At 72.3% G+C, this 19380-nt stretch carries 13 protein-coding genes and 1 pseudogene; 8 read left to right on the top strand and 6 right to left on the bottom strand.

Annotated features, from left to right (window positions below):
• Positions 1-35 precede the first annotated feature (35 nt).
• The 3 genes from ALMP_RS09605 to serS all read left to right on the top strand — a co-directional run bounded on the left by ALMP_RS09605 (position 36) and on the right by serS (position 2932).
• Positions 36-266, top strand: a complete 231-nt coding sequence (locus tag ALMP_RS09605; protein ID WP_264925864.1) for an acyl carrier protein — start codon at positions 36-38, stop codon at positions 264-266.
• Positions 263-1486: a beta-ketoacyl synthase gene (locus tag ALMP_RS09610; protein WP_264925865.1), complete on the top strand. Its 1224-nt coding sequence runs from the start codon at positions 263-265 to the stop codon at positions 1484-1486. The genes ALMP_RS09605 and ALMP_RS09610 overlap by 4 nt, the downstream gene beginning before the upstream one ends.
• Positions 1487-1651: 165 nt before the next feature.
• The gene (serS, locus tag ALMP_RS09615; RefSeq protein WP_264925866.1) at positions 1652-2932 is read left to right on the top strand and encodes a serine--tRNA ligase; all 1281 of its coding nucleotides are present in this window, start codon (positions 1652-1654) and stop codon (positions 2930-2932) included.
• Here serS and ALMP_RS09620 read toward each other — a convergent pair.
• Positions 2884-3687: an AfsR/SARP family transcriptional regulator gene (locus ALMP_RS09620; RefSeq protein WP_264925867.1), complete on the bottom strand. Its 804-nt coding sequence runs from the start codon at positions 3685-3687 to the stop codon at positions 2884-2886. The two genes, serS and ALMP_RS09620, sit on opposite strands and share 49 nt — an antisense overlap.
• 84 nt (positions 3688-3771) lie before the next feature.
• On the opposite strand from ALMP_RS09620, the gene ALMP_RS09625 reads away from it, so the two are divergent.
• Positions 3772-3921, top strand: a complete 150-nt coding sequence (locus ALMP_RS09625) for a hypothetical protein (RefSeq protein WP_264925868.1) — start codon at positions 3772-3774, stop codon at positions 3919-3921.
• Between the two features lie 789 nt (positions 3922-4710).
• On the opposite strand, the gene ALMP_RS09630 is transcribed toward ALMP_RS09625, so the two are convergent.
• Both ALMP_RS09630 and ALMP_RS09635 read right to left on the bottom strand, forming a co-directional pair.
• Complete coding sequence (locus ALMP_RS09630; protein ID WP_264925869.1) at positions 4711-5316, bottom strand: response regulator transcription factor; 606 nt, start codon at positions 5314-5316, stop codon at positions 4711-4713.
• A gap of 217 nt (positions 5317-5533) precedes the next feature.
• Positions 5534-8497, bottom strand: a complete 2964-nt coding sequence (locus tag ALMP_RS09635; protein WP_264925870.1) for a LuxR family transcriptional regulator — start codon at positions 8495-8497, stop codon at positions 5534-5536.
• A 156-nt stretch (positions 8498-8653) separates the two neighbouring features.
• Here ALMP_RS09635 and ALMP_RS09640 point away from each other — a divergent pair, with 156 nt between their 5' ends.
• Positions 8654-11620, top strand: coding sequence for an AAA family ATPase (locus tag ALMP_RS09640; protein ID WP_264925871.1), 2967 nt, complete (start codon positions 8654-8656; stop codon positions 11618-11620).
• A gap of 208 nt (positions 11621-11828) precedes the next feature.
• Here ALMP_RS09640 and ALMP_RS09645 read toward each other — a convergent pair whose 3' ends face one another.
• Both ALMP_RS09645 and ALMP_RS09650 read right to left on the bottom strand, forming a co-directional pair.
• Positions 11829-12920, bottom strand: a complete 1092-nt coding sequence (locus ALMP_RS09645) for an AI-2E family transporter (RefSeq protein WP_264925872.1) — start codon at positions 12918-12920, stop codon at positions 11829-11831.
• A gap of 335 nt (positions 12921-13255) precedes the next feature.
• Entirely contained in the window at positions 13256-13633 is a 378-nt protein-coding gene (locus ALMP_RS09650; RefSeq protein WP_264925873.1) for a MerR family transcriptional regulator, read from the bottom strand.
• 65 nt (positions 13634-13698) lie between these two features.
• Between ALMP_RS09650 and ALMP_RS09655 the strand changes: the two genes are divergently transcribed.
• On the top strand, positions 13699-14871 hold the full coding sequence (locus ALMP_RS09655; protein WP_264925874.1) for an MFS transporter: 1173 nt from the start codon (positions 13699-13701) through the stop codon (positions 14869-14871).
• Positions 14872-15011: 140 nt separating this feature from the next.
• Positions 15012-15576, top strand: a pseudogene (locus tag ALMP_RS09660) (integrase core domain-containing protein).
• Here the strand turns inward: ALMP_RS09660 and ALMP_RS09665 are convergent.
• Positions 15573-16778: a right-handed parallel beta-helix repeat-containing protein gene (locus ALMP_RS09665; RefSeq protein ID WP_264925875.1), complete on the bottom strand. Its 1206-nt coding sequence runs from the start codon at positions 16776-16778 to the stop codon at positions 15573-15575. The pseudogene ALMP_RS09660 and the gene ALMP_RS09665 overlap by 4 nt on opposite strands.
• Before the next feature lie 486 nt (positions 16779-17264).
• Between ALMP_RS09665 and ALMP_RS09670 the strand changes: the two genes are divergently transcribed.
• Complete coding sequence (locus ALMP_RS09670) at positions 17265-19280, top strand: RICIN domain-containing protein (RefSeq protein WP_375803462.1); 2016 nt, start codon at positions 17265-17267, stop codon at positions 19278-19280.
• The last annotated feature ends 100 nt before the right edge of the window (positions 19281-19380 follow it).

Consider the following 19380-nt stretch of genomic DNA (forward strand, 5'->3'; position numbering starts at 1 on the left):
ACGACACCCCGACGCACTCACATCTAGGAGACACCGTGTTCGAGACCCTGAAGGAAATGCTGGTCAGCAAGCTCAAGGTGACCCCGGAGAGCGTGGTCCCCGACGCGACGCGGGAGGACATCGAGCTGGACTCGCTCGCCGTGGTGGAGCTGTCCCTGGTCCTGGAGAAGGAGCTGGGGCTCACGATCAGCGACGACGAACTGCTGTCGGCGGAGACCGTGGGCGAGATGGCGAAGCTGATGGAGCAGCGGAGCGCGGCGGCGTGAAAGTCGGCGCCGACATCGCGGTCACCGGTGTGGGACTGGTGACGCCGGCCGGGACGTGCACCGCCGACAACTGGGCGGCGGTGCGCGCGGGCCGGCCGACGGCGGCCCTCGACCCGGCGCTGGAGGGCAACCCGGTACGGCTGTCCTGCCGGGTGCCGGGTTTCGACGCCGACGCCCTGCTCGGCGCCCGCCGGGCGCTGCGGCTGGACCGTTTCGTGCAGTTCGCGCTGGTGGCGGCGCAGGAGGCGGTGACGGACGCCGGTCTCGACCCGCGGACCTGGGACGGCGCCCGGGTCGGTGTGGTCATGGGCTCGGCCGACGGCGGGCCGGGCACCGTGGAGGAGCAGCACCTGGTGCTGATCACCGAGGAGGCCCGCCGGGTCTCCCCGCTGCTGCTGCCCATGCAGCTGCCCAACATGCTGGCCGGGCAGATCGCCATCGAGTTGGGCGCCACCGGCCCGAACCTGGTGGTGGCGACGGCGTGCGCGTCGGGCGCGACGGCCGTCGGCACCGCCCGGGACCTGCTGGCCCTCGACCGTTGCGACATCGTGCTGGCCGGTGGCAGCGAGGCGATGATCACGCCGCTGGTGATGGCCGGGTTCGCGCAGATGGGTGCGCTCTCGCAGCGGGAGGACGACCCGGACAGCGCCTCGCGTCCCTTCGACGCGGGACGGGACGGGTTCGTCGCCGCCGAGGGCGCCGGGGTGCTGGTGCTGGAGCGGCTCGCCGACGCCCGGGCGCGCGCCGCCCGGGTGCGGGCCCGGGTCGTCGGGTACGGGGCGAGCGCCGACGCCCACCACATGACCAGCCCGCATCCCGAGGGGGCGGGCGCCGAGTCCGCGGTGCGCGCGGCCCTGGCCGACGCCGGCGCGGCCCCGTCGGACGTGGGGCATGTGAACGCGCACGGCACGTCGACGCCGTTGAACGACCTGGCCGAGGGCCGGATGCTGCGCCGGGTGCTGACCGGTGACCCGCTCGTCACCTCGACCAAGGGGGTGACCGGACATCTGCTCGGCGCGGCGGGCGCGGTGGAGGCCGCGCTGACGGTGCTGACCCTGGAGGAGGGCGTGGTGCCGCCGACGGCCGGGCTGTCCCGGCTCGATCCGCGGCTGGACATCGAGGTCGCGACCACGGTGACGCCCCGCCGGACGGAACTGGCGCTGAGCAACTCCTTCGGCTTCGGCGGGCAGAACGCCGTGCTCGCCATCGCGGCGGCCTGAGCGCGCCCGGCCGCGCACCGCAGGCACCTGCCGGACCGCGAACACCTGCCGCACCGCACCCTTTGCGGCACCGACATCTGACGCACCGCCACACCTGACGCAACCTCCATCCGCGGTGCCGCAGGCACCTGCGGCACCGCGGGCACCTGGAAGAAGGGACGATCGATGCACGATGCCCGTGAGCTGCTGGCGCTGGGCGAGAAGGCGGTGGCCCGGCTCGCCCGCCGCGGACACACGCTGCGGCTGGAGGAGCTGGAGGCACTGCACCGGGAGCGGACGGACGCCGCGGCGGAGCTGGACACCGCCCGGGCGGCGCTCAACCGCTCCTCCCGGGGCGGCGGCAAGGACGGCGTCCCGGAGGAACGGCGTGCCGCGGCACGGGAGTTGCGGGAGCGGGTGCAGCGGGCCGAGGCGCGCTCCCGGGAAGCCCGGGAGCGCCTCACCGAACTGCTGCTGACGATCCCCAACATCCCGCTGGACGAGGTCCCGGACGGCCGGACCGAGGAGGAGGCGGTGGAGGTGCGCCGGGGCGGGCCGCCGCCGGCCCCGGCGGACGGCTCCCGCCATCACGCGGCGGTCGGCGCGGCCCTGGGCGTCCTGGACGGCGACCGCGCCGCCCGGCTGTCCGGCGCCCGGTTCTCCGTGACGCGGGGTGCCGGCGCCCGGCTGGAGCGAGCGCTGGTCGACTTCTTCCTGGACCTGCACACCGGGGCACACGGATACACCGAGTACTCCGTGCCGTACCTGGTCACCCGGGAAACGATGACCGGCACCGGGCAACTGCCCAAGTTCGAGGAGGACTTGTTCACCACCCGGGTGGGCGACCGGGATCTGCTGCTGATCCCCACCGCCGAGGTGCCGCTGACGAACCTCTTCGCCGGCGAGGTGATCGACGCGGCCCGGCTGCCGCTCGCCGTGACCGCCCACTCCCCCTGCTTCCGCGCCGAGGCCGGCTCCTACGGCCGGGACAACCGGGGCATCCTGCGGCTGCACCAGTTCGAGAAGGTGGAGCTGGTCCGGCTGTGCGCGCCGGACGACGCGCGGCAGCAGCTGGAGCTGATGGTGAGCCAGGTCGAGGAGTGCCTGCGGGCGCTGGAGCTGACGTACCGGGTGGTGCTGCTGCCGGCCGGGGACCTCGGCTTCTCGGCCCGGATGACCTACGACCTGGAGGTGTGGCTGCCGGGCGGCGGAGCCTTCCGGGAGATCTCCTCGGTCTCCGACTGCGGCGGCTTCCAGGCGCGGCGGGCCGGCATCCGCCACCGTGGCCCGGGCTCCCGGAAGGCGCCCGTCGTGACGCTCAACGGCTCCGCGCTGCCGGTCGGCCGGACCATGGCCGCGCTCCTCGAACAGCATGTGCGGCCGGACGGTTCGGTGGTGCTGCCCAAGGCGCTGGTGCCCTACGCGGGCTTCGACCGCATCCTCCCGGGCGGCGCCACCGCCATCTGATCGGGTCCGGCCGCCGTCGCGCGGATCCCGTGCGCCGACAGGTGTCCGCGCGTGTGGGGCGCCTGGTTGAGGATCTCCCGCAGCCGTTGCCGCAGCTGGACGGAGGGTTCTATACCCAGTTCGTCCACGAGTCTGCGCCGGGCGCAGTTGTAGGTCTCGAGCGCCTCGGCCTGGCGGCCGGCCCGGTACAGGGCGAGCATGAGGAGTTCGGTGATCCGTTCGCGCCACGGGTGTGCCACGCTCATCCGCTTGAGCTCGCCGATGGTACGGACCGGGTCGGCGATGTCGATGCCGAGCGACAGCTTGTCCTCCACCGCCGTGAGGTACTCCTCCTTGAGCTGGAGGGCGACGCTGCGGCACATCGGGCCCTGGACCACGTCCTGGAGCGGGTCGCCCTGCCACAGGGCCAGCGCCTCCTCGAACAGGGCGTGGGCCTTCACCGGATCGCTGGTCATGCAGGCCCTGGCCTGCGCGATCGACCGGTGGAAGAGGTCCGTGTCGACCGTGGCCCCGTTCAGCTCCAGGACGTACCCGGAGGGACGGGTCAGCAGGACGGGGCCGGTGCCCGGCTCCGCGAGGCGCTGGAGCGTGCGGCGTAACCGGTACACGTGCGCCTGGAGCGAGTTGCCCACCGTGGGCGGTGGCGCCTCCCCCCACAGTTCGTTGTACAGCTGCTCGACGGGGAGCAGACGTCCGCTGTCGACCAGCAGGACCGCCAGCAGAGTCCGCTGGCGGGCGCCGGCCAGTGTGCTCACCCGGTCGCCGGCCCGTACTTCCAGCGGCCCCAGAAGCCGGAAATTTAGCGGGCCTTTAATCTGTGCCGGGTTTACTTTTTCTTCGTGGGAACGATGCCCGAAGGCCGCATTCTGTTCGATCGAGTCAACTCTTTGAAGCACCGCTATTCTCCGATCACGCACGAGCAGCGCACCCCCGTCAACGCATTAATTAATGCCATGCCGCAACCGGAAGGCAAGGGCGGGAGGGGGTGAGAGTCGATTATTGGCCACGACCTGCGGCGAACCTTTATTTGCGCCCGCACTGGACCGCACACCGCTACAAAAAGGACACTTGCGCGGTCAGGGGGCTGGCTACCGGCACGTAGCGCGCGATACCGGCTACATCACGTTGACCGATTCGAATCGGAAGGCATGCCCATTTGGGCAGAGCGACGGCCCGGTCGGGCAAGCGTCATCGCGCATTACCTCGGAGGTAATTGACAGGCATTACTCATTGAAGCATATCCCCGCGCGATCGGTCAGCGACGGTCGTCGACTTCTCACGACACCCCGGGCGGCGGGGGACCGGCCGCGCGGAACACCAGGTGAACGGCGGATGAGCGGTGGAGCGGAGGCAGCGCGACGGGGCCGGCGCGACCGGCTCGGCAACCCGGGTGACCTGCCTCGACGCCCCTTCCGCCGCGCGCCCGGGATGGCGAAACAGTCCGGTGGGCCCGCTTCGCGCGGCGGTCCCGCAATTCCGCGGCGGGGCGTGCGGACGCCAAAGCCGACGGGTCCCGGATGCGGGTGCGCCGACCCGCGGCCGGACAATGGTCAGCGCCGAGTCAGCCGTCCGTCAGAACCGGAGTGCATAGTCACCGGAGCCTTTCCGCGGCCGGCTCCGAAGTCGGACCCGACGCCGGACGGTGGTCATACATTTCATTACCTTGACGCCCGGAGTGAAGAATGCTCGAGTGCGCGCGCCGCGGCTCCTCCCGGACGCCGTCGTCGCGGTCTCGGGTCACCGCGGCACGGATTCCCGCGGCACCGGGAGCGCGGGGCTCAGATCAGACCGGACCGGATCGCGTAGGAGACGACGTGCGTGCGGTTCCTCAGGTCGAATCGCTTCATGAGACCGTAGAAGACGTTCTTGATGGTGCGCTCGGAATACGGCAGTGTCTTGGATATCTCGACGTTGCTGTACCCGTCGGCGGCCATCCGCAGAACGTCGATTTCCCGCACGGAGAGACCGGAGGCGGAAAGGCCCCGGGGGGTGAGGATTTCCCGCTGGACACGGTTCATATGGTCCAGCAGCCCGCCCTGCAGTGCGGGGGGAAAGCATGCCTGGCCGTCATGGATGACCCGGATGGTTTGGAGCAGCCTCTCCCGGGTGAACTCCGCGCGCGGCAATACGGCCCGGACTTCGAGTTCGACGAGCCGCGCCCAATCGGCGGTGGCGGCGTGGGCGGAGATGAGGAGGAACCCGCAGGCCGGTTTCTCCAGCGCCCTCAGCAGTTCCGTGGTGGCGGCGCCCGCGGACGGCTCGGACACCACGGTGACGTCGGCCTCGCCGCCCGAGGCGGGCGCCACCAGCGTGGTGCCGGGCGCGTCCGCCAACACGCCGACGAGCCCGAGGAATGTGATGGCGTCTTCGGCGTGCACCGCCACTCGAACATCGCGCACAAAGGTCTCCCACTGCCGGAACGACCGCCCGCTTGATGCCTGACGAATGCAGCCGATGATGGCACAGGAGCCACTGCGGTCACACGGTTCGCACAGTCGGTCGGCCGAGGATAGGGAAAAGTCACGCCGCGCTCGGGCGCGGTTGTTCCGGGAAGCCGAAAGGCACCCGCTTTCCTTGTCGTGACTGAATGTCGGTCAGGAATTAGGGCACCATCCGCGTCAGGCCGCCGTCCAGCCAGGCCGTGGCGAGTTCCACCCGGGAGCGGCAGCCGGTGCGCTTGAAGATCCGCGCGAGATACGCCTCGATGGTCTTCTCGCTGCGTGCGAGCGCGGCCGCCATCTGCCGGTTGGTCGATCCGGCGGCGACCATCTCGATGACCCGCAGCTCCAGCCGGCCGAGGACGGGCCTGTCCTCGCTCTGCCGCGGCACCGGGAGCCCGAAGCGGCGGGCCAGGTTCACGAGGACGTCCCGGTCCGGCCGCGAGGACATGCCCTCGTGCTGTCGCCACGCCTCGCGCAGCCACTTCTCCTCGCCGGTGCGCCGCAGCAGCCACCGCGCGGCGCTGAACGCCGGCTGCCGTCCGCCGCCCGCGGCGAGGAGGTCGTAGGCCCGGGCGGCGCTGTCCACGTCGTCCCGTACGAAGCCGCGTGCGAGCAGCGCGGCGGCCCGGGTCAGCCGTGAGGGCGCGGCCGCGTCGAGTTCCTCCAGCATCTCCAGCGCGGTACGGGCGGCGTCGGCACCCCGCGCCTCGTCCACGGCGTACTCCACCACCCGGACCAGAGGCCTCTCCAGGCCCGCGACCCGTCCGCCCCGCCACAGCACATGGCAGTCCCGCAGGCCCTGCCGCCAGGCGCCGGTGGTGTCGCCGCTGCTGTGGCGCAGCCCCATGCGGGCCCAGACCGGCAGCGGCCAGCGGCCCGCGCCGTCCGTGACCCGGTCCAGCCAGGCGCCGGCCCGCGCGATGTCGCCCCGCCGACGGCAGATCTCCGCAGCGATGCTGCGGCTGTGCAGGTACAGCGGACCGTGCCCGGTGGCGGCGCGGTCGGCCTCCAGGCTGCCCGCGAGCCGCAGGGCGACGTCCCAGGAGCCGGTGAGGTACTCACGGACCAGGGTGCGGTGGACATGCAGCGGGCTGTCCCGGAACGTCGTCCACCGCTCTCCCGGCAGCGCCTCCCACGCGCTCACCAGATCCCCCAGGGCCAGCGCCTCCCGCAATCGCGGCATGACGTCGGTCGCCCGCACACCCGGACCGGAGGAGACCGACGCCTCCTGCCCGTCCAGCACGTCATCCGCCCGCACGCCCGGGCCGGAGGAGACCGACGCCTCCCGAGACCGCGGCATGACGTCATCCGCCCGCCCACCGTCCGGGACGGGCTCGACCCACGCCTCCTGCCGGTCCCCCCGGTCCCAGGCCCGGGCCAGCCACTCGATCGCCTCCGCCGACGGCACCGCGCTCTCCACGCCCGTGGGAGACGAGTCCGACGGCACCGCGCGCTCCACACCCGTGGGAGGGAACTCCGGCGGCAGGGACGCCTCCTGTGCCGGCCGGCCCCCGTCGGGTTCGCCGGCCAGTTGTACGGCCAGGTCCAGCAGTCGCGCGGCGGACGGTGCCCGCCGCGCCGCCCGGGCCGCCGGGGTGGGTTCGGTCGCGGTGCGCGCGCCCAGCCACTGGTCGTGGGCGGCGGCCAGCGCCCACGCGGGGGCGAGCGGGGCGGCCGCGCCGGGGGCGAGGCGGGGCAGGAGGCGGGTGCCGAGGTCGAGGAGGTCGGCGGGCTCGCCGTGCCGGAGCATCAGGGGGACGGCGGTGCGCAGCAGCCCGGGCAGGCGCGGGTCGTCGGGCGGCAGCTCGCGCACGAGGACGCGGCAGGCGCGCAGGGCGCGGTGCGGATCCTGCCGTCCGCTCCCCCAGGCGCCGGCGAGCAGCAGTTCGGTGCGTAACGGGGTGGGCAGTTCGGCCCCGGCGGCCACGGCGTGGTCGACGAGCCGCGCGGGGGTCGCGCGCACCGCGGCACGGCGTCCGCGGTGCGCGTTCAGCACCAGCCGGGCGTGCAGCCGGGCGACGTCCCGCTCCGTCCGGCCGGGCGGCAGCTCGATGGCGACGGCGGGCACGGCGCAGGTGAGGCGCTGCCGGTCGTCGACGGCGACCAGGTCCAGCGCGACCAGGGCGTCCAGGGCCTGCCCCAGACGGTCGGCCGAGGCGCCGAACGCCGGGGCCAGGTTCAGGAAGTCGTCCAGCGTCGTCTCCCCGGCCGCGGTCAGCCGGGTGAGCAGTGCCAGCACCTCACCGGTGACGTCGTCCGCGTCCGGAGCGCCGCACGGGTACGGCCGGAGTGCCCGCAGCCGGGTGGGGAAGCCGGGCAGCGACACCACGCCGTGCGGATTGTCCAGGTGGACCCGTCCGTCGACCTCGACCAGCCGGTCGCGCCGCCGGAGAGCGCCGACCGCCTCCGTCAGCGCCCCGGGGTTGCCCGCGAGGAGCGGTCCCAGCCCTCGGCGGACCGTGGCCACCAGCTCCGGAGCGGGCGGCATGCCGAGGTGGCGGCCGATCAGCTCGGCGCTCTGCGCCGTGGTGAGCGGCGGCAGCGTCAGGGTCCGGTCGGCGTGGCCGACCAGGCCCCGGACGGCGACGGCACCCGTGTCCTGGTGCGTCGTCACCGCGCACACCACCACGCACGCGCCGGCGGAACGCAGTCCGTGCACCAGCGCCCCGACCGCGCCCCGGTCCCCCTCCGGGACGAGATGGGCGTCGTCGAGCAGCACCGCCAACGGGCGGGAGGCGGCGGCCCGCTCCACGGCCGTCAGCGTCTCCAGCATCAGGGAGAGGCCGTAACGGCCGTCCCGCGGCGTCCGGGTCTGCTTGCGGCGCAGTGTCATCACCAGGGCTCGCGTGCCGGACTCCCCGACCAGCGTGTCGCACACCTGGTCCACCAGGGCGTCCGGACCCAGCACCCGGCGCGTCCCGGCGCCCAGTGCGAGCACCAGGTGTCTGTCGCGTGCGGCCGTGCGCAGCGCCGCCTCCACCAGCGTGGTCTTGCCCACCCCGGGCAGGCCGAGCACCGCCAGCAACCGCCCCTGGGACCCGGCCGCGCGCAGGGCCTCGACGAGTTCCTCCAACTCCTCCCGCCGTCCCGCCAGCACCGGGTTGCCCCGGCTCGGAATCCGCACCAACGGTCAGCACCTCCGCGTAACGCTCCGACCCGATCTCCGTCCCTGGCAGGCCAGTTGATCTATGCTTCCTTGAAACGTCAATGAGGCCGGGCTCCGTCGGCACGCCGTGCCGTGGGGTGGGGGGCGGCTCACCAGCGCCTTCAGGGGGTGGCCGTGACCACGGACCTCGCTGCCCGGCCGGGCGGGAGCACGGAGACCGCCGCCCCGCCGGCCCAGCCCGAACTCGTCGGCCGGGACGCGGAGATCCGCCGTCTGTGGGATGCCGTCACCACGCCCTCGGGGCCCGCCGTCGTGTTGCTGCGCGGCGAGGCGGGCGCCGGGCGCACCACCGTCCTCGACGCGCTCGGGCGGCGCCTGCGGGCCGCCGGCACGCCTTCCCACCATCTGACCTGTCTGCCCGGTGCGCGTCTGACGCCGGGTCTGCTCGCGCACCGGCTGACCGCGGCGCTGACGGAGCCGGCGTCCGGGTGCCCCGGCGCCGGCCACCCGCCCGAGCCGCGCCGGGCCGGTGAGGCACCGGATCCGGCCGGCGGCCCGGGCGACTCCGGTCCGGCGGGCCGTCCGCCCGCGCTGGACCAGGCGCTCCGGGTACACGGGCCCGCCGTCCTGCTGATCGACGACGCCCAGCACGCCGACGCGGAGTCGGTCTCGCTGCTGCGTTCGCTGCTGCCCACGCTCCCGTCCGTCAGGCTCGTGCTCGGACTTTCCGCGGCGGGTTCCTCACGGCAGGCCGGGCGGCGGGCAGCGGCGGCCCCGACGCCGTGGTGCGAGGACGGCACGGGCATCGTGGTCGATCTCCCCCCGCTCGCGCGCGGCGACGTCGCCCGCCTGCTCACCGCCCGGCTGCGCGCCGTTCCGGACGAACGTCTGCTGGACGAGGTGCACCGGCTCGGGGCGGGCAATCCGGCGGCGGTCCTGGCGGTCGTCGGTGCGGCCGGATCGACGATGGTCAAAGTCCTGATCGGTCGCGCCCACCTGGTGGAGGGCCGGATGCCCGCCGTGCCGCCGGACGACGACCGCTTCACGCCGGCCCTGCGGGAACTCGGGGACACGGCCTGGCGGGTGGCCAAAGCGCTGAGCCTGCTGGAGCGGGCACCGATCCGCACGGCGCGGCTCGTCGCGAGCGCGACGGGGCTGTCCCCCGCCGCGGTGGACGAGGCGCTCGGCCGCCTGGCGGCGTCCGGGCTGGTGACCGGCCCCGAGGACCGGACCCGCCCTGGGAGCGGGTGCGCGGCCGCGGCTCGCCCCTCGGGCTGGGCCTTCCGCGTCCCGCTGGTCGCCCTCGCGGTGCGGGCCCGGGTCGGCCCGTACGAACGCCGGGCGGTCTCCGCCGTCGCCGTACGCGCCCGCTGGGCGGCCGACGACGCCGGCGAAGACCTCGGCGCGCGGACCGCGGAGAGCGACGCGTGGCTGGCCGACCGCCTGGTCGACGCCGGCGGTCTGGTCGACCGACAACGGGCCGCGCGGGAGCTGGCGGCCGCTGTCACACGGCTGCGCGACACCCACCGCGGGCAGGCCGCCAGATGGCTGACGGCCGCGGTGGAACTGGCCGACGAGCCCGCGCTGTACACCTCCACCGTGATCGAGTACGCGGTGAACGCGATGCGCGAGCAGGACCTCCAGGCCCTCGACGAGACGATCTGGGCCGTGGTGCGGGCCAGGTCCGGACAGCTGGATCCCCAGACGCGGCAGTCGCTGCTCGCCATGGAGATGACGCAGCTGGCCGCGCAGGGCGACCTGGCCGAACTGGCGGCGCGCTACCGGGCGTTGGTCGCGGATGTGCGGCGCGTGCCCCTGCTGCCGGCCGTGGTGGCCACCTGTCTGCTGGGCCGCTGGTCCGACCTCCCCGGCCTGATCGACGCGACCGGGGCGGACCGGCACCCGGAGCCGGGCGTGCGGTACTTCCCCCGCATGGCCAAGGCGGCGGCCCGGCTCGTCGCGGGCGACCCCGCCGACCTCTACCGGATGCTGGACCTGCCGCCCGGTGAACGCCCCTCCCACACCCCGGCCCTGGAGGCCGTCGTGCCGCTGTGCGAACGCCTGCTCATCGGGCAGGACGCCAGGACGGTCACGGCCCAGCTCGCCCGCCACGGGGCGACGTCGGACCGGTTACCGGCGCCCGCCGCCGTCCTGCACCGATTCCTCACCGGCGCCTGGTCCCGGGCGCTGGCGGCCGCCGGGTCCCTCATGGCCACCACCCCGCCCACCGTCTCGGGACCGGTCGGTGTCCTCGTCCACGCCAGGGCGTCCACCACGCTGCTCGCCCAGGGCTGGCCGTCCCGCGCCGGCACCGTGCTGGACATCGCGGACGTCCCCGGGCTGCCCATGGCCTACCTGCTGGCCGCCGAACGAGCCGCGGTCCACCTCTTCTTCGGCCGGACCGACGCCGCGCGGGACAGTCTGCGCCGCGGACTGGCGGAAGCGGCCGAACGCGGCGCCGTGGTGGGCACCGCGGCCCTGTGGTCGGGGCTGACCCTGGTCGAGGCCGAGCGGGGGCGCGCCGACCTCGTCGCCTCCGGTCTGGACGAACTGCGCCGCATCGCCTCCACGGGCGGTGACGGCGACCGCCTGACCTACCTGCGCACGCGTGTCGAGGCCCGCGCCGGGCACGCCGGGGCCGCCTCCGAGGCCATCGCGCTGGCCCGCTCGCTCGGGCAGCCCTTCGAACTGGCCCGCACCCTGCTGGCGGTCGCTCGGGCGGAACGTTTCCTCGAACCGGGTGGGCACGGTGTGCCCGCCGGACAGCTCCTGGGCGAGGCGTACGAGCTGTTCGGCGGGCTGGGCGCGCTGCTGTGGCGGCACCGGACCCGCACGGCCCTGCGGGACGCCGGGCTGCCGGTGCCGCGCCGGCCGGCCGTCGCCGAGGAGAACGACGTACTGCTGACCCGGCTGGTGTCCGAGGGCCTGTCCAACCGCCGTATCGCCACCGTGCTGTCGGTGAGCGAGACCAGCGTGTCGACCCGCCTGAACCGGCTGTACCAACGCCTCGGCGTGCGCTCCCGGGTGGAACTGGCCACGGCCGTGGTGACCGGCACCCGGGGCCTCGACCCGCTGCCGGAGCCGGAGTTCAGCAGCCCTGCCGGGTCCGGGCAGAACCCGCCCTGCCGGAGCCGGACGTGACGAGCCCTGGCGGGGGCCGGAACGAACCAGCCCCGCCGGAGCCGAGCGCGACAAGCCCGGGCGGGTCCGGGCTGAACCAGCCGTCCGCGCCGTGCGCCACGCGGGCCGCGCGCCCGCCTCACAGCCACCGGTCGTCGGCCGCCCGATGCACCTGTGCCGGTCGTCGGCCGCCAGATACGCGTATGCCGGTCGTCGGCCGCCCGACTCCCTATGAGGGACCGGCCGTCGCCCTGTTCTCCGCCTCCGCGTAGCGCCCGCGCAGCTCCGACAGGACTCCGAAGACCGCCGCGGTCAGGGGCACCGACAGGAGCATGCCGAGGATCCCCGCGACGGAGGCTCCGGCCGTCAGGGCCACCAGGACCACCGCCGGGTGCATCTGCACCGTGCGGCTCTGGATCATCGGCTGGAGTACGTTCCCCTCCAGGACCTGCACGGCGAGGACGATGCCGAGGGCCCACAGCGCGGTCGTGTAACCGCCGTCCGCGAACGCGACGAGCACCGCCACCGCGCCCGAGAGGAGAGCACCGAGGTACGGGATGTAGGCGCCGACGAACACCAGCGCCCCGAGCCCGATGGCGTTGGGCACCTGGAGGATCAGCAGGCCGACGGCGATGCACAGGGCGTCGATGAAGGCGATGAGCGTGGTGCCGCGCATGAAGCCCTCGATGGCCTGGAAGGCGCGGCGGGCCATGACCTCCGCGGTCTCCCCCGAGCCACGGGGCGCGAGCGAGTGCAGCGAGGCGACGGCCCTGTCGGAGTCGCGCAGGAAGAAGAACAGGAGCAGGATCGCGAGGACCCCCGTCGCGAGCATCCCGGTGACGACGCCGACGCCGCTCAGCACACCGGAGACCGCCGTACCGCCGAACTTGCCCAGCATGTCCTTCGCGTTCGCCGCGAGGTCGTCCACGGAGGTCCCCGCCGCCTCGAACCGCTCGCTCAGCGCCTGCGCCGCGTCCCGCAGCGAGGAGATGATCTGGTCGCCGGTGTCGATGAGCGCGAACACCACGATGGACACCGCGCCGCCCATGACCACGACGACCGCGGCACACGTCAGCCCGGCCGCGACCGACTTGTTGACCTTCATCGCCACCAACCGCCGGTAGAGCGGCCCCAACAGGGCGGCGCCGAGCAGCGCGAGCAGCACGGGCGTGACGACGGCCTGGAAGGTGACGCAGAACCACACCACCAGCGAGACGACACCGCTCAGCAGAAGCACCAGCACGCTCCCCGCGGCGAGGCGCCGGGCGAACTCCGGCAGCAGCGGCGGACGTTCGCCGGCCGGGACCGGTCCGGTGCGCACCGGTGTCGCGGGGAGGGGTCCGGAGGCGCGTATCACCGTGCGTGTCCGGTGGAGGGGCCGTCCCCGACGGCCCTGTCGTATCCCGCGAGCGCTTCTTCGCGGGTCTCCCGTTCGGCTGTTCACTTGTCGTCTCCGCTCTCCGCCTGCGCCGCGTCCCAAGATCGCGCCGTGACCGCGGCACAGCGTAGACCCTGCGCGCCGGGGGACCGACGGCGGCGGCGCCACCGCACCTCCTGTGCGGCGGGCGCCACGGCCCGACCCCACGGCCGGGCGCCGCCTCCGGGGGAATGCCTAGATGTTGCGGGGCAAGACCTTTGTGACAGTCGGGCTGGTGGTTACGCGCCGGATGGCTCAGCAGTGTCTCGTCGAGCGGGTCCGCGAGTGGTGGCGAGCAACTCGTCTAGCAGCGATCGGGTGTGGACGAGTTGGTCGATGTCGCCGGTGATCCGGCGACGCTCTGCTTCGAGGCGTTCCCGGCAGTCGTCCAGCAGCAGCGACTCGCCGGACAGGCACGCCAGGATTTCGCCGATGAGGTCCATGCCGAGACCCGCGGCGAGCAGGGTCTGGATGTGCGCGACCTTGTGGATGTCGGAGTCGGCGAAGATTCGGTATCCGCTGGGGGTCCGGTCCGGGGTCAGGACGCCCTTCTCCTCGTAATAGCGCAACGCTCGCACGCTGGCTCCGGTCCGATCTGCCAGTTCGCCGATCTTCACCTGGCTGCCCCGTTCACGACTCGGGCTTGACTCTCACGTTGACGTGAGAGTTTAGCGTGCCGGTCATGCTTCGACTTGCCATCCTCATGTTCTGCGTCTTCAGCATCACCACCGGCGAGTTCGTGGTCGCCGGGATCTTGCCCGAGGTCGCCACCGACCTCGGAGTCACCGTCGGCACCGCGGGGTTGTTGGTCACTGCGTACGCCGTCGGCATGATCATCGGCGGTCCGGTGCTTACTGCGGTGACCACCGGTGTCGACCGGAAACCACTGATGTTGTCATTGCTGGCTGTCGCGGTCGTCGGGAATGCGGTCTCCGCGCTCGCTCCTGAGTTCTCCTTGCTGTTGGCGGCCCGGGTGATCACCGCACTGGTGACCTCGACCTTCTTCGCCCAAGCCATTGTGATCGCGGTCCAGTCCGCGCCACCTGAGCGAGCCGGGACCATGGTTGCCCGGCTGGCGTTCGGGATGAACCTGGCCATGATCCTCGGCGCGCCCATCGGCACCCAGATCGGCGGTCAGTGGGGTTGGCGTTCGACATTCGTCGCGATTGCCGTTGCGTGCCTGATCGGGCTGGGTCTGGTGTTCTGGCAACTCACGCCGCCCCGTGAGAAGGTTCGGACCTCCGCGGTCTCGGAGTTGCGAGTGCTGCGACAAGCGCCGGTGCTGCTCGCACTGGCCATCACCGCGGTCGGCAACGTTGGTGCGCTCATGGTGTTCAGCTACCTCGCGCCCCTGCTCACGGATCTGGGTGGTCACTCGACGACCCGACTGCCGCTTCTGCTGCTCGCCTATGGCGTCGGCGCGACGATCGGCAACCTCGTCGGCGGCACGCTCTACGATCGCAACCCGCGACTGTTCCAACCCGCCCTGCTCGGCCTGTTGGCGGCAACACTTGTCGGCACCTGGTTCGTTGCAGCCTCGACAGCCCTTACTGGGGTGGCAGTTGTCGTGATTGGTCTGTTCGGCTTCGCCATCATCCCCGGAATGCAAGCTCGCGTGATGATGACCGCGGGCGAAGCCCCGACATTGGCGATGGCCGTCAACGCCTCCGGATACCAGGTCGCAGCCGCCTGCGCCGGCCTGGTCGGCGGACTGATCACCGACTCCGCTGCCGGCCCCAGGCCCATCTACCTCGCAGCAGCGGGCCTGACCATGTGCGGCCTGCTCATGACGGTCGTGGCTACCCGCCCCTCGCGCGAGACCAACCACGAAGACGCCGTAGTCACCGCAGATTGACCCCGGGCGTCCCGGGTCTCGAACGACTCGGGCCGAGGACACCGCGGCCCCTGGGTGCCTTGGTTCGGGTAGAGCCTCCGACCCGAGCCCTCGCACCTGCTGCGCTTGTCCGCCCGGCAGCCGCCAAGAAGGAAGAAGAGATGACACATGCCAGCTCACCCCTCAGCATCGAAGGCCGTCGACGCCTGATCGAACGCTGCCGCACCCGCCCATCGCTCACGTCGCCGCCGAGATGGGCATCTCACGTGCCTGCGCGTCGACATGGGTCAACCGCTGGCGACGCCATGGCGATGCCGGACTACAGGACCGTCCCTCGACGCCACACCGGAGTCCGAAGGCGTTCCTCGCCCGAGCGAAGGTCTGGTTCGCAGCTCATGGGATCACCCACATCCACCGTGTCGTCACAGACAACGGCGCCTGCTATCGATCTGCCGATTTCGCCCGCGTCGTCGGCAGCCAGTCTCGGCACCAGAAGACCAAGCCCTCCACCCCGCGCCACAACGGCAAGGTAGAGCGCTGTCAGCGCATCCTGGCCGAGGAAGTCTTCTACGTGCGCGAGTACACCAGCGAGGACGGCAGGTCAGCGGCGATCGCAGTCTGGAACATCCACTGCGACAACCGCCGCCCGCATAGCGGAGCAGGAGGCAATCGCCAGCCTCACGGCTTCGGGTCAGTGTCACCCATGTCCAGCCCTCCTACACCTAGAACCGCGCCCCGACGTCCGCCCCGTTGCCGGGCCGCAGGAAGGTGGAGGAGGGGATGGCGCCACTGGCCGTCCGGGGGCCGGTGATCGCGCTCGCGTCGGTGCCGGCGAGGGTCCAGGTGCCGCCGAGGTTCCAGGAGTTGCCGCTGCCCGTGGAGGTCGACCCCAGCGAGGCGTTGGTGCCGTTGGCGACCGCGAGGTTCTTGGTCAGCGTGCTGGAGGACCGGTTGAAGGCGAACCCGGTCTTGGGGTTGCGCCACGCCGTGCAGCGTTCGATCTTCATCCGGCCCGGGTTGTTGTTGTCGACGAAGCCCCCGGCGGAGTTGTCCCACGCCATGCTGTTGCGCACGGTGTGGTCGGCCGCCACCCCGTTGCCGCCCATCTTGAAGCCGTTGCCGTCGCCCTGGTAGTCGGGCAGGTTCCACCGGTTGAACCCGTTGCCCCAGGCGAGGGTGTTCTCGACGAGGATCGGTGACGCGTCGAACATCCAGAAGTCCAGGCCGTCGTCGGAGTTGTTCCACAGCCGGGCTCCCCGCACCACGTTCCCGGCGCCGGAACCCTCCTTGACGGCCAGCCCGTCGGCGCTCTCGCCGTTCTTGCGCGGGTCGCGGTTGCCGTGGCTGTCCAGGTTCAGGATCTGGTTGTTCGCCGAGGCGCCCTGGAGATGGAAGCCGGACTCGTAGTTGTCCCGGGTGACGAGCCGGTCGAAGACGTTGTTGTTGGTGTCCAGTCCAAACACGCCGTAGGGGCCGTGGATGATCTCCAGGCCGATCAGACGCCAGTGGTCGCCCTCGATGTGGACGGCGCCGCGCTCGGCCCGGGGGATGCTCGACCCCACCGCGCCGGGCGTGTACGGCATGTTCTCACCGTCGATGACCACGCGTTCGCCGTTGTGGCCGCGCAGGGTGATCGGCTGGCCGGCGCTGCCGCTCTTCAGCAGCCGGATGTTGCCGCTCGGGGCGTACGTACCGCCCCTGACCTGGATCGTGGTCCCCGGCTGCGCGAGATCCACCGCGCGCTGGATCGTCTTCAACGGGGCACTGAGGGTTCCCGGGTTGCTGTCGCTGCCGTTGGTGGCCACATACAGGTCGGTCGCCTGCACCGCACTCGCGTCGGCATGGGCGGCGGCCCCGGACGGCAGGACGAGCAGACCGGCCAGGAGACCGGGGAAGCCGACGGAGAGAGCGGCGGATCGCAGGCGCATGGTTCGTCTCCAGGGTGTGCGGGCCTTGGACGGAACGAGAGGAGAAAGCGCTTTCCAGTGACGCGTCCGTGCGACCGTAGGGCGTTGCCCTGAGCACGTCAATAGTTATGTACGTGACGGGCGTTCGCCTACATGAACCTGCCACGTGGTGCACGGACTGGACATCACCGTCGCGCTCGGCGTGGACCGAGGGTGCCCGAGGACCGCACACGGATCCTCCTCGACCATGTGACGGTCAGGACCCCGGCGTCGCGGGGCCCGGCCGTTGCCGGACCTTCGCCGCGCCGAGGCACCGCGTGATCAGGCCGAACCCGGCACGATGTCTTGACGTGTTCGGTCTTGTCGTCAAGCATCCCTTCAGCCCGCCGAGTTCTGCTTGTTTTTGTTCGCTCTCGATGGTTGATCCGTCCGGAGCAGCTGTCCTCCGTGTCACCCCCACGTCACGAAGGGATCGTCATGCCCAGGAGACGTCGCACAGTCCGAGCCATGGCGCTCACCCTCCCCCTGGCGCTCGGGGCGGGATTCGCCACCGCCCCCGCCGTCAATGCCGCCGACCCGCCCCCGGCCGAGGCGGTGAGCGCCGTGACCGTGCGCGTCGATCCGTCGTACCAGCAGCAGGAGTTCGAGGGCTGGGGGACGAGTCTGGTCTGGTTCGCCAATGTCACCGGCGGCTACCCGGACCCGATCCGCAGACAGCTCGTGGACCTGCTGTTCGGCCGGGACGGTCTGCGGCTGAACATCGCGCGCTACAACATCGGCGGCGGCAACGCCCCGGACGTGCGCAAGGACTACATGAAGACCGGCGCGACCATGGAGGGCTTCTGGAAGGCCCCCGAGGGCACCACCCGTGAGGACATGGACTGGTGGGACCCCGCCGACCCCGACCACTGGAACTGGTCCGCCGACGCCAACCAGCGCTGGTGGATCGACCAGATCAAGGGCAAGGTGACCCGCTGGGAGGCGTTCAGCAACTCACCGCCCTGGTTCCAGACGGTCAGCGGATACGTCTCCGGCGGCTTCGACGCGAGCGCCGACCAGATCCGCGCGGACCGGGTCGACGACTTCGCCGCCTACCTGGTGAAGGTGACCGAGCACCTGGAGAAGGAGCACCGCGTCGACTTCGACACCATCGCCCCGCTCAACGAGCCCAACACTCCTTACTGGGGCACGCAGTTGGGAGCGGACGGTCAGCCCACGGGCGGGCGTCAGGAGGGCGCCCACGCGGGACCCGCGCTCCAGCAGAAGGTGGTCCTGGCGCTGCGACGCGCCCTCACCGGGGCGAAGACGCACGCCACGGTCTCCGCGATGGACGAGACCAACCCGAAGATCTTCACGGACAACTGGAACGCCTACGACGCGACGACGCGGGCCGCCGTGGACCAGCTCAATGTGCACACCTACGGCACGGCCCAGCGCACCAGCGCCCGTGACGGCGCCAAGGGCACGGGCAAGAAGCTGTGGATGAGCGAGGTCGAGGGCACCTGGGGCACGGGCACGGACTTCACCAGCATGGAGCCGGGGCTGGGGATCGCCACCCGGATGGTCGGCGACATCCGCGAACTGGAGCCGTCCGCCTGGGTGTTCTGGCAGCCCGTCGAGGACTCCGTCCCGCAGGCGGCGGCCGGCAAGAACTGGGGCAGCATCCACATCCCGTTCAACTGCACGGCCGACGCCACCCCGCAGACCTGTCCGATCCGGACCAACACCAAGTTCCACACCATCCGCAACTTCACCCACTACATCCGGCCCGGGGACCGTTTCGTCAGGACCGACGACGCCTCCAGCGTCGCCGCCGTGAAGAAGTCCGGCACCGGGGCCACGGTGGTGCACGTCAACGAAGGCACCACGGCCCGCACGGTGACCCTGGACCTCTCCCGCTTCCGCCGGGTCGCGCCGGGAGCCACCGTGACCCCCGTGGTGACGAGCGACGCCGGGGCACTGGTCAGCGGCGAACCGGTGCGGGTGACCGGCCGGTCCGCCACGCTCACCGTCCCCGCCAGGTCGGTCACCACCTTCCGCGTCTCGGGCGTCAGCGGGACCGCGCGGGACGCCTCGCTCGTCCGGCCCGGCCACGTCTACCGGCTCCAGGGCGTGCAGAGCGGCAAGTCGCTGGCCCCGAACGACGACGCCACCGGGCTCGTCATCCGCACCACCGACACCGCCGCCGACGCCCAGCGGTGGTCCGTGCGGAAACTGACCCACGGCAACGGCAATCGCGAGCGGTACGGCATCGTCCACACCGCGACGGGCAAGCGGCTGGCGGTGCGGGAGGGCACAGCGGTCCTGGAGGACCCGGCTTCCGTCCCGGCCGGCCGGGAAGCGCAGTGGATCATGTCGACGACGGGCGACGGCACCTGGACGTTCGTCAACGCCGCCACCGGCCGCCTCCTCGACGTCGCCGGACACGCGACGGCGGACGGCGCGCGGGTCACGACATGGACCCCCACGTCGGGCGCGAACCAGCGCTGGACCGTGACCGACGAGACGCCACCGCGCGCCTGAACCACCGGCCGTAGGGCCTCGTCCGCGCACCGGCCGCCGCGGCGAGGCCTCGGGGCCCTCGGGGCCTCGGGGCCCTCGGGGCCTCGGGGCCCTCGGGGCC

The sequence above is a fragment of the Streptomyces sp. A012304 genome, assembly GCF_026008495.1.
GTDB lineage: Bacteria > Actinomycetota > Actinomycetes > Streptomycetales > Streptomycetaceae > Streptomyces.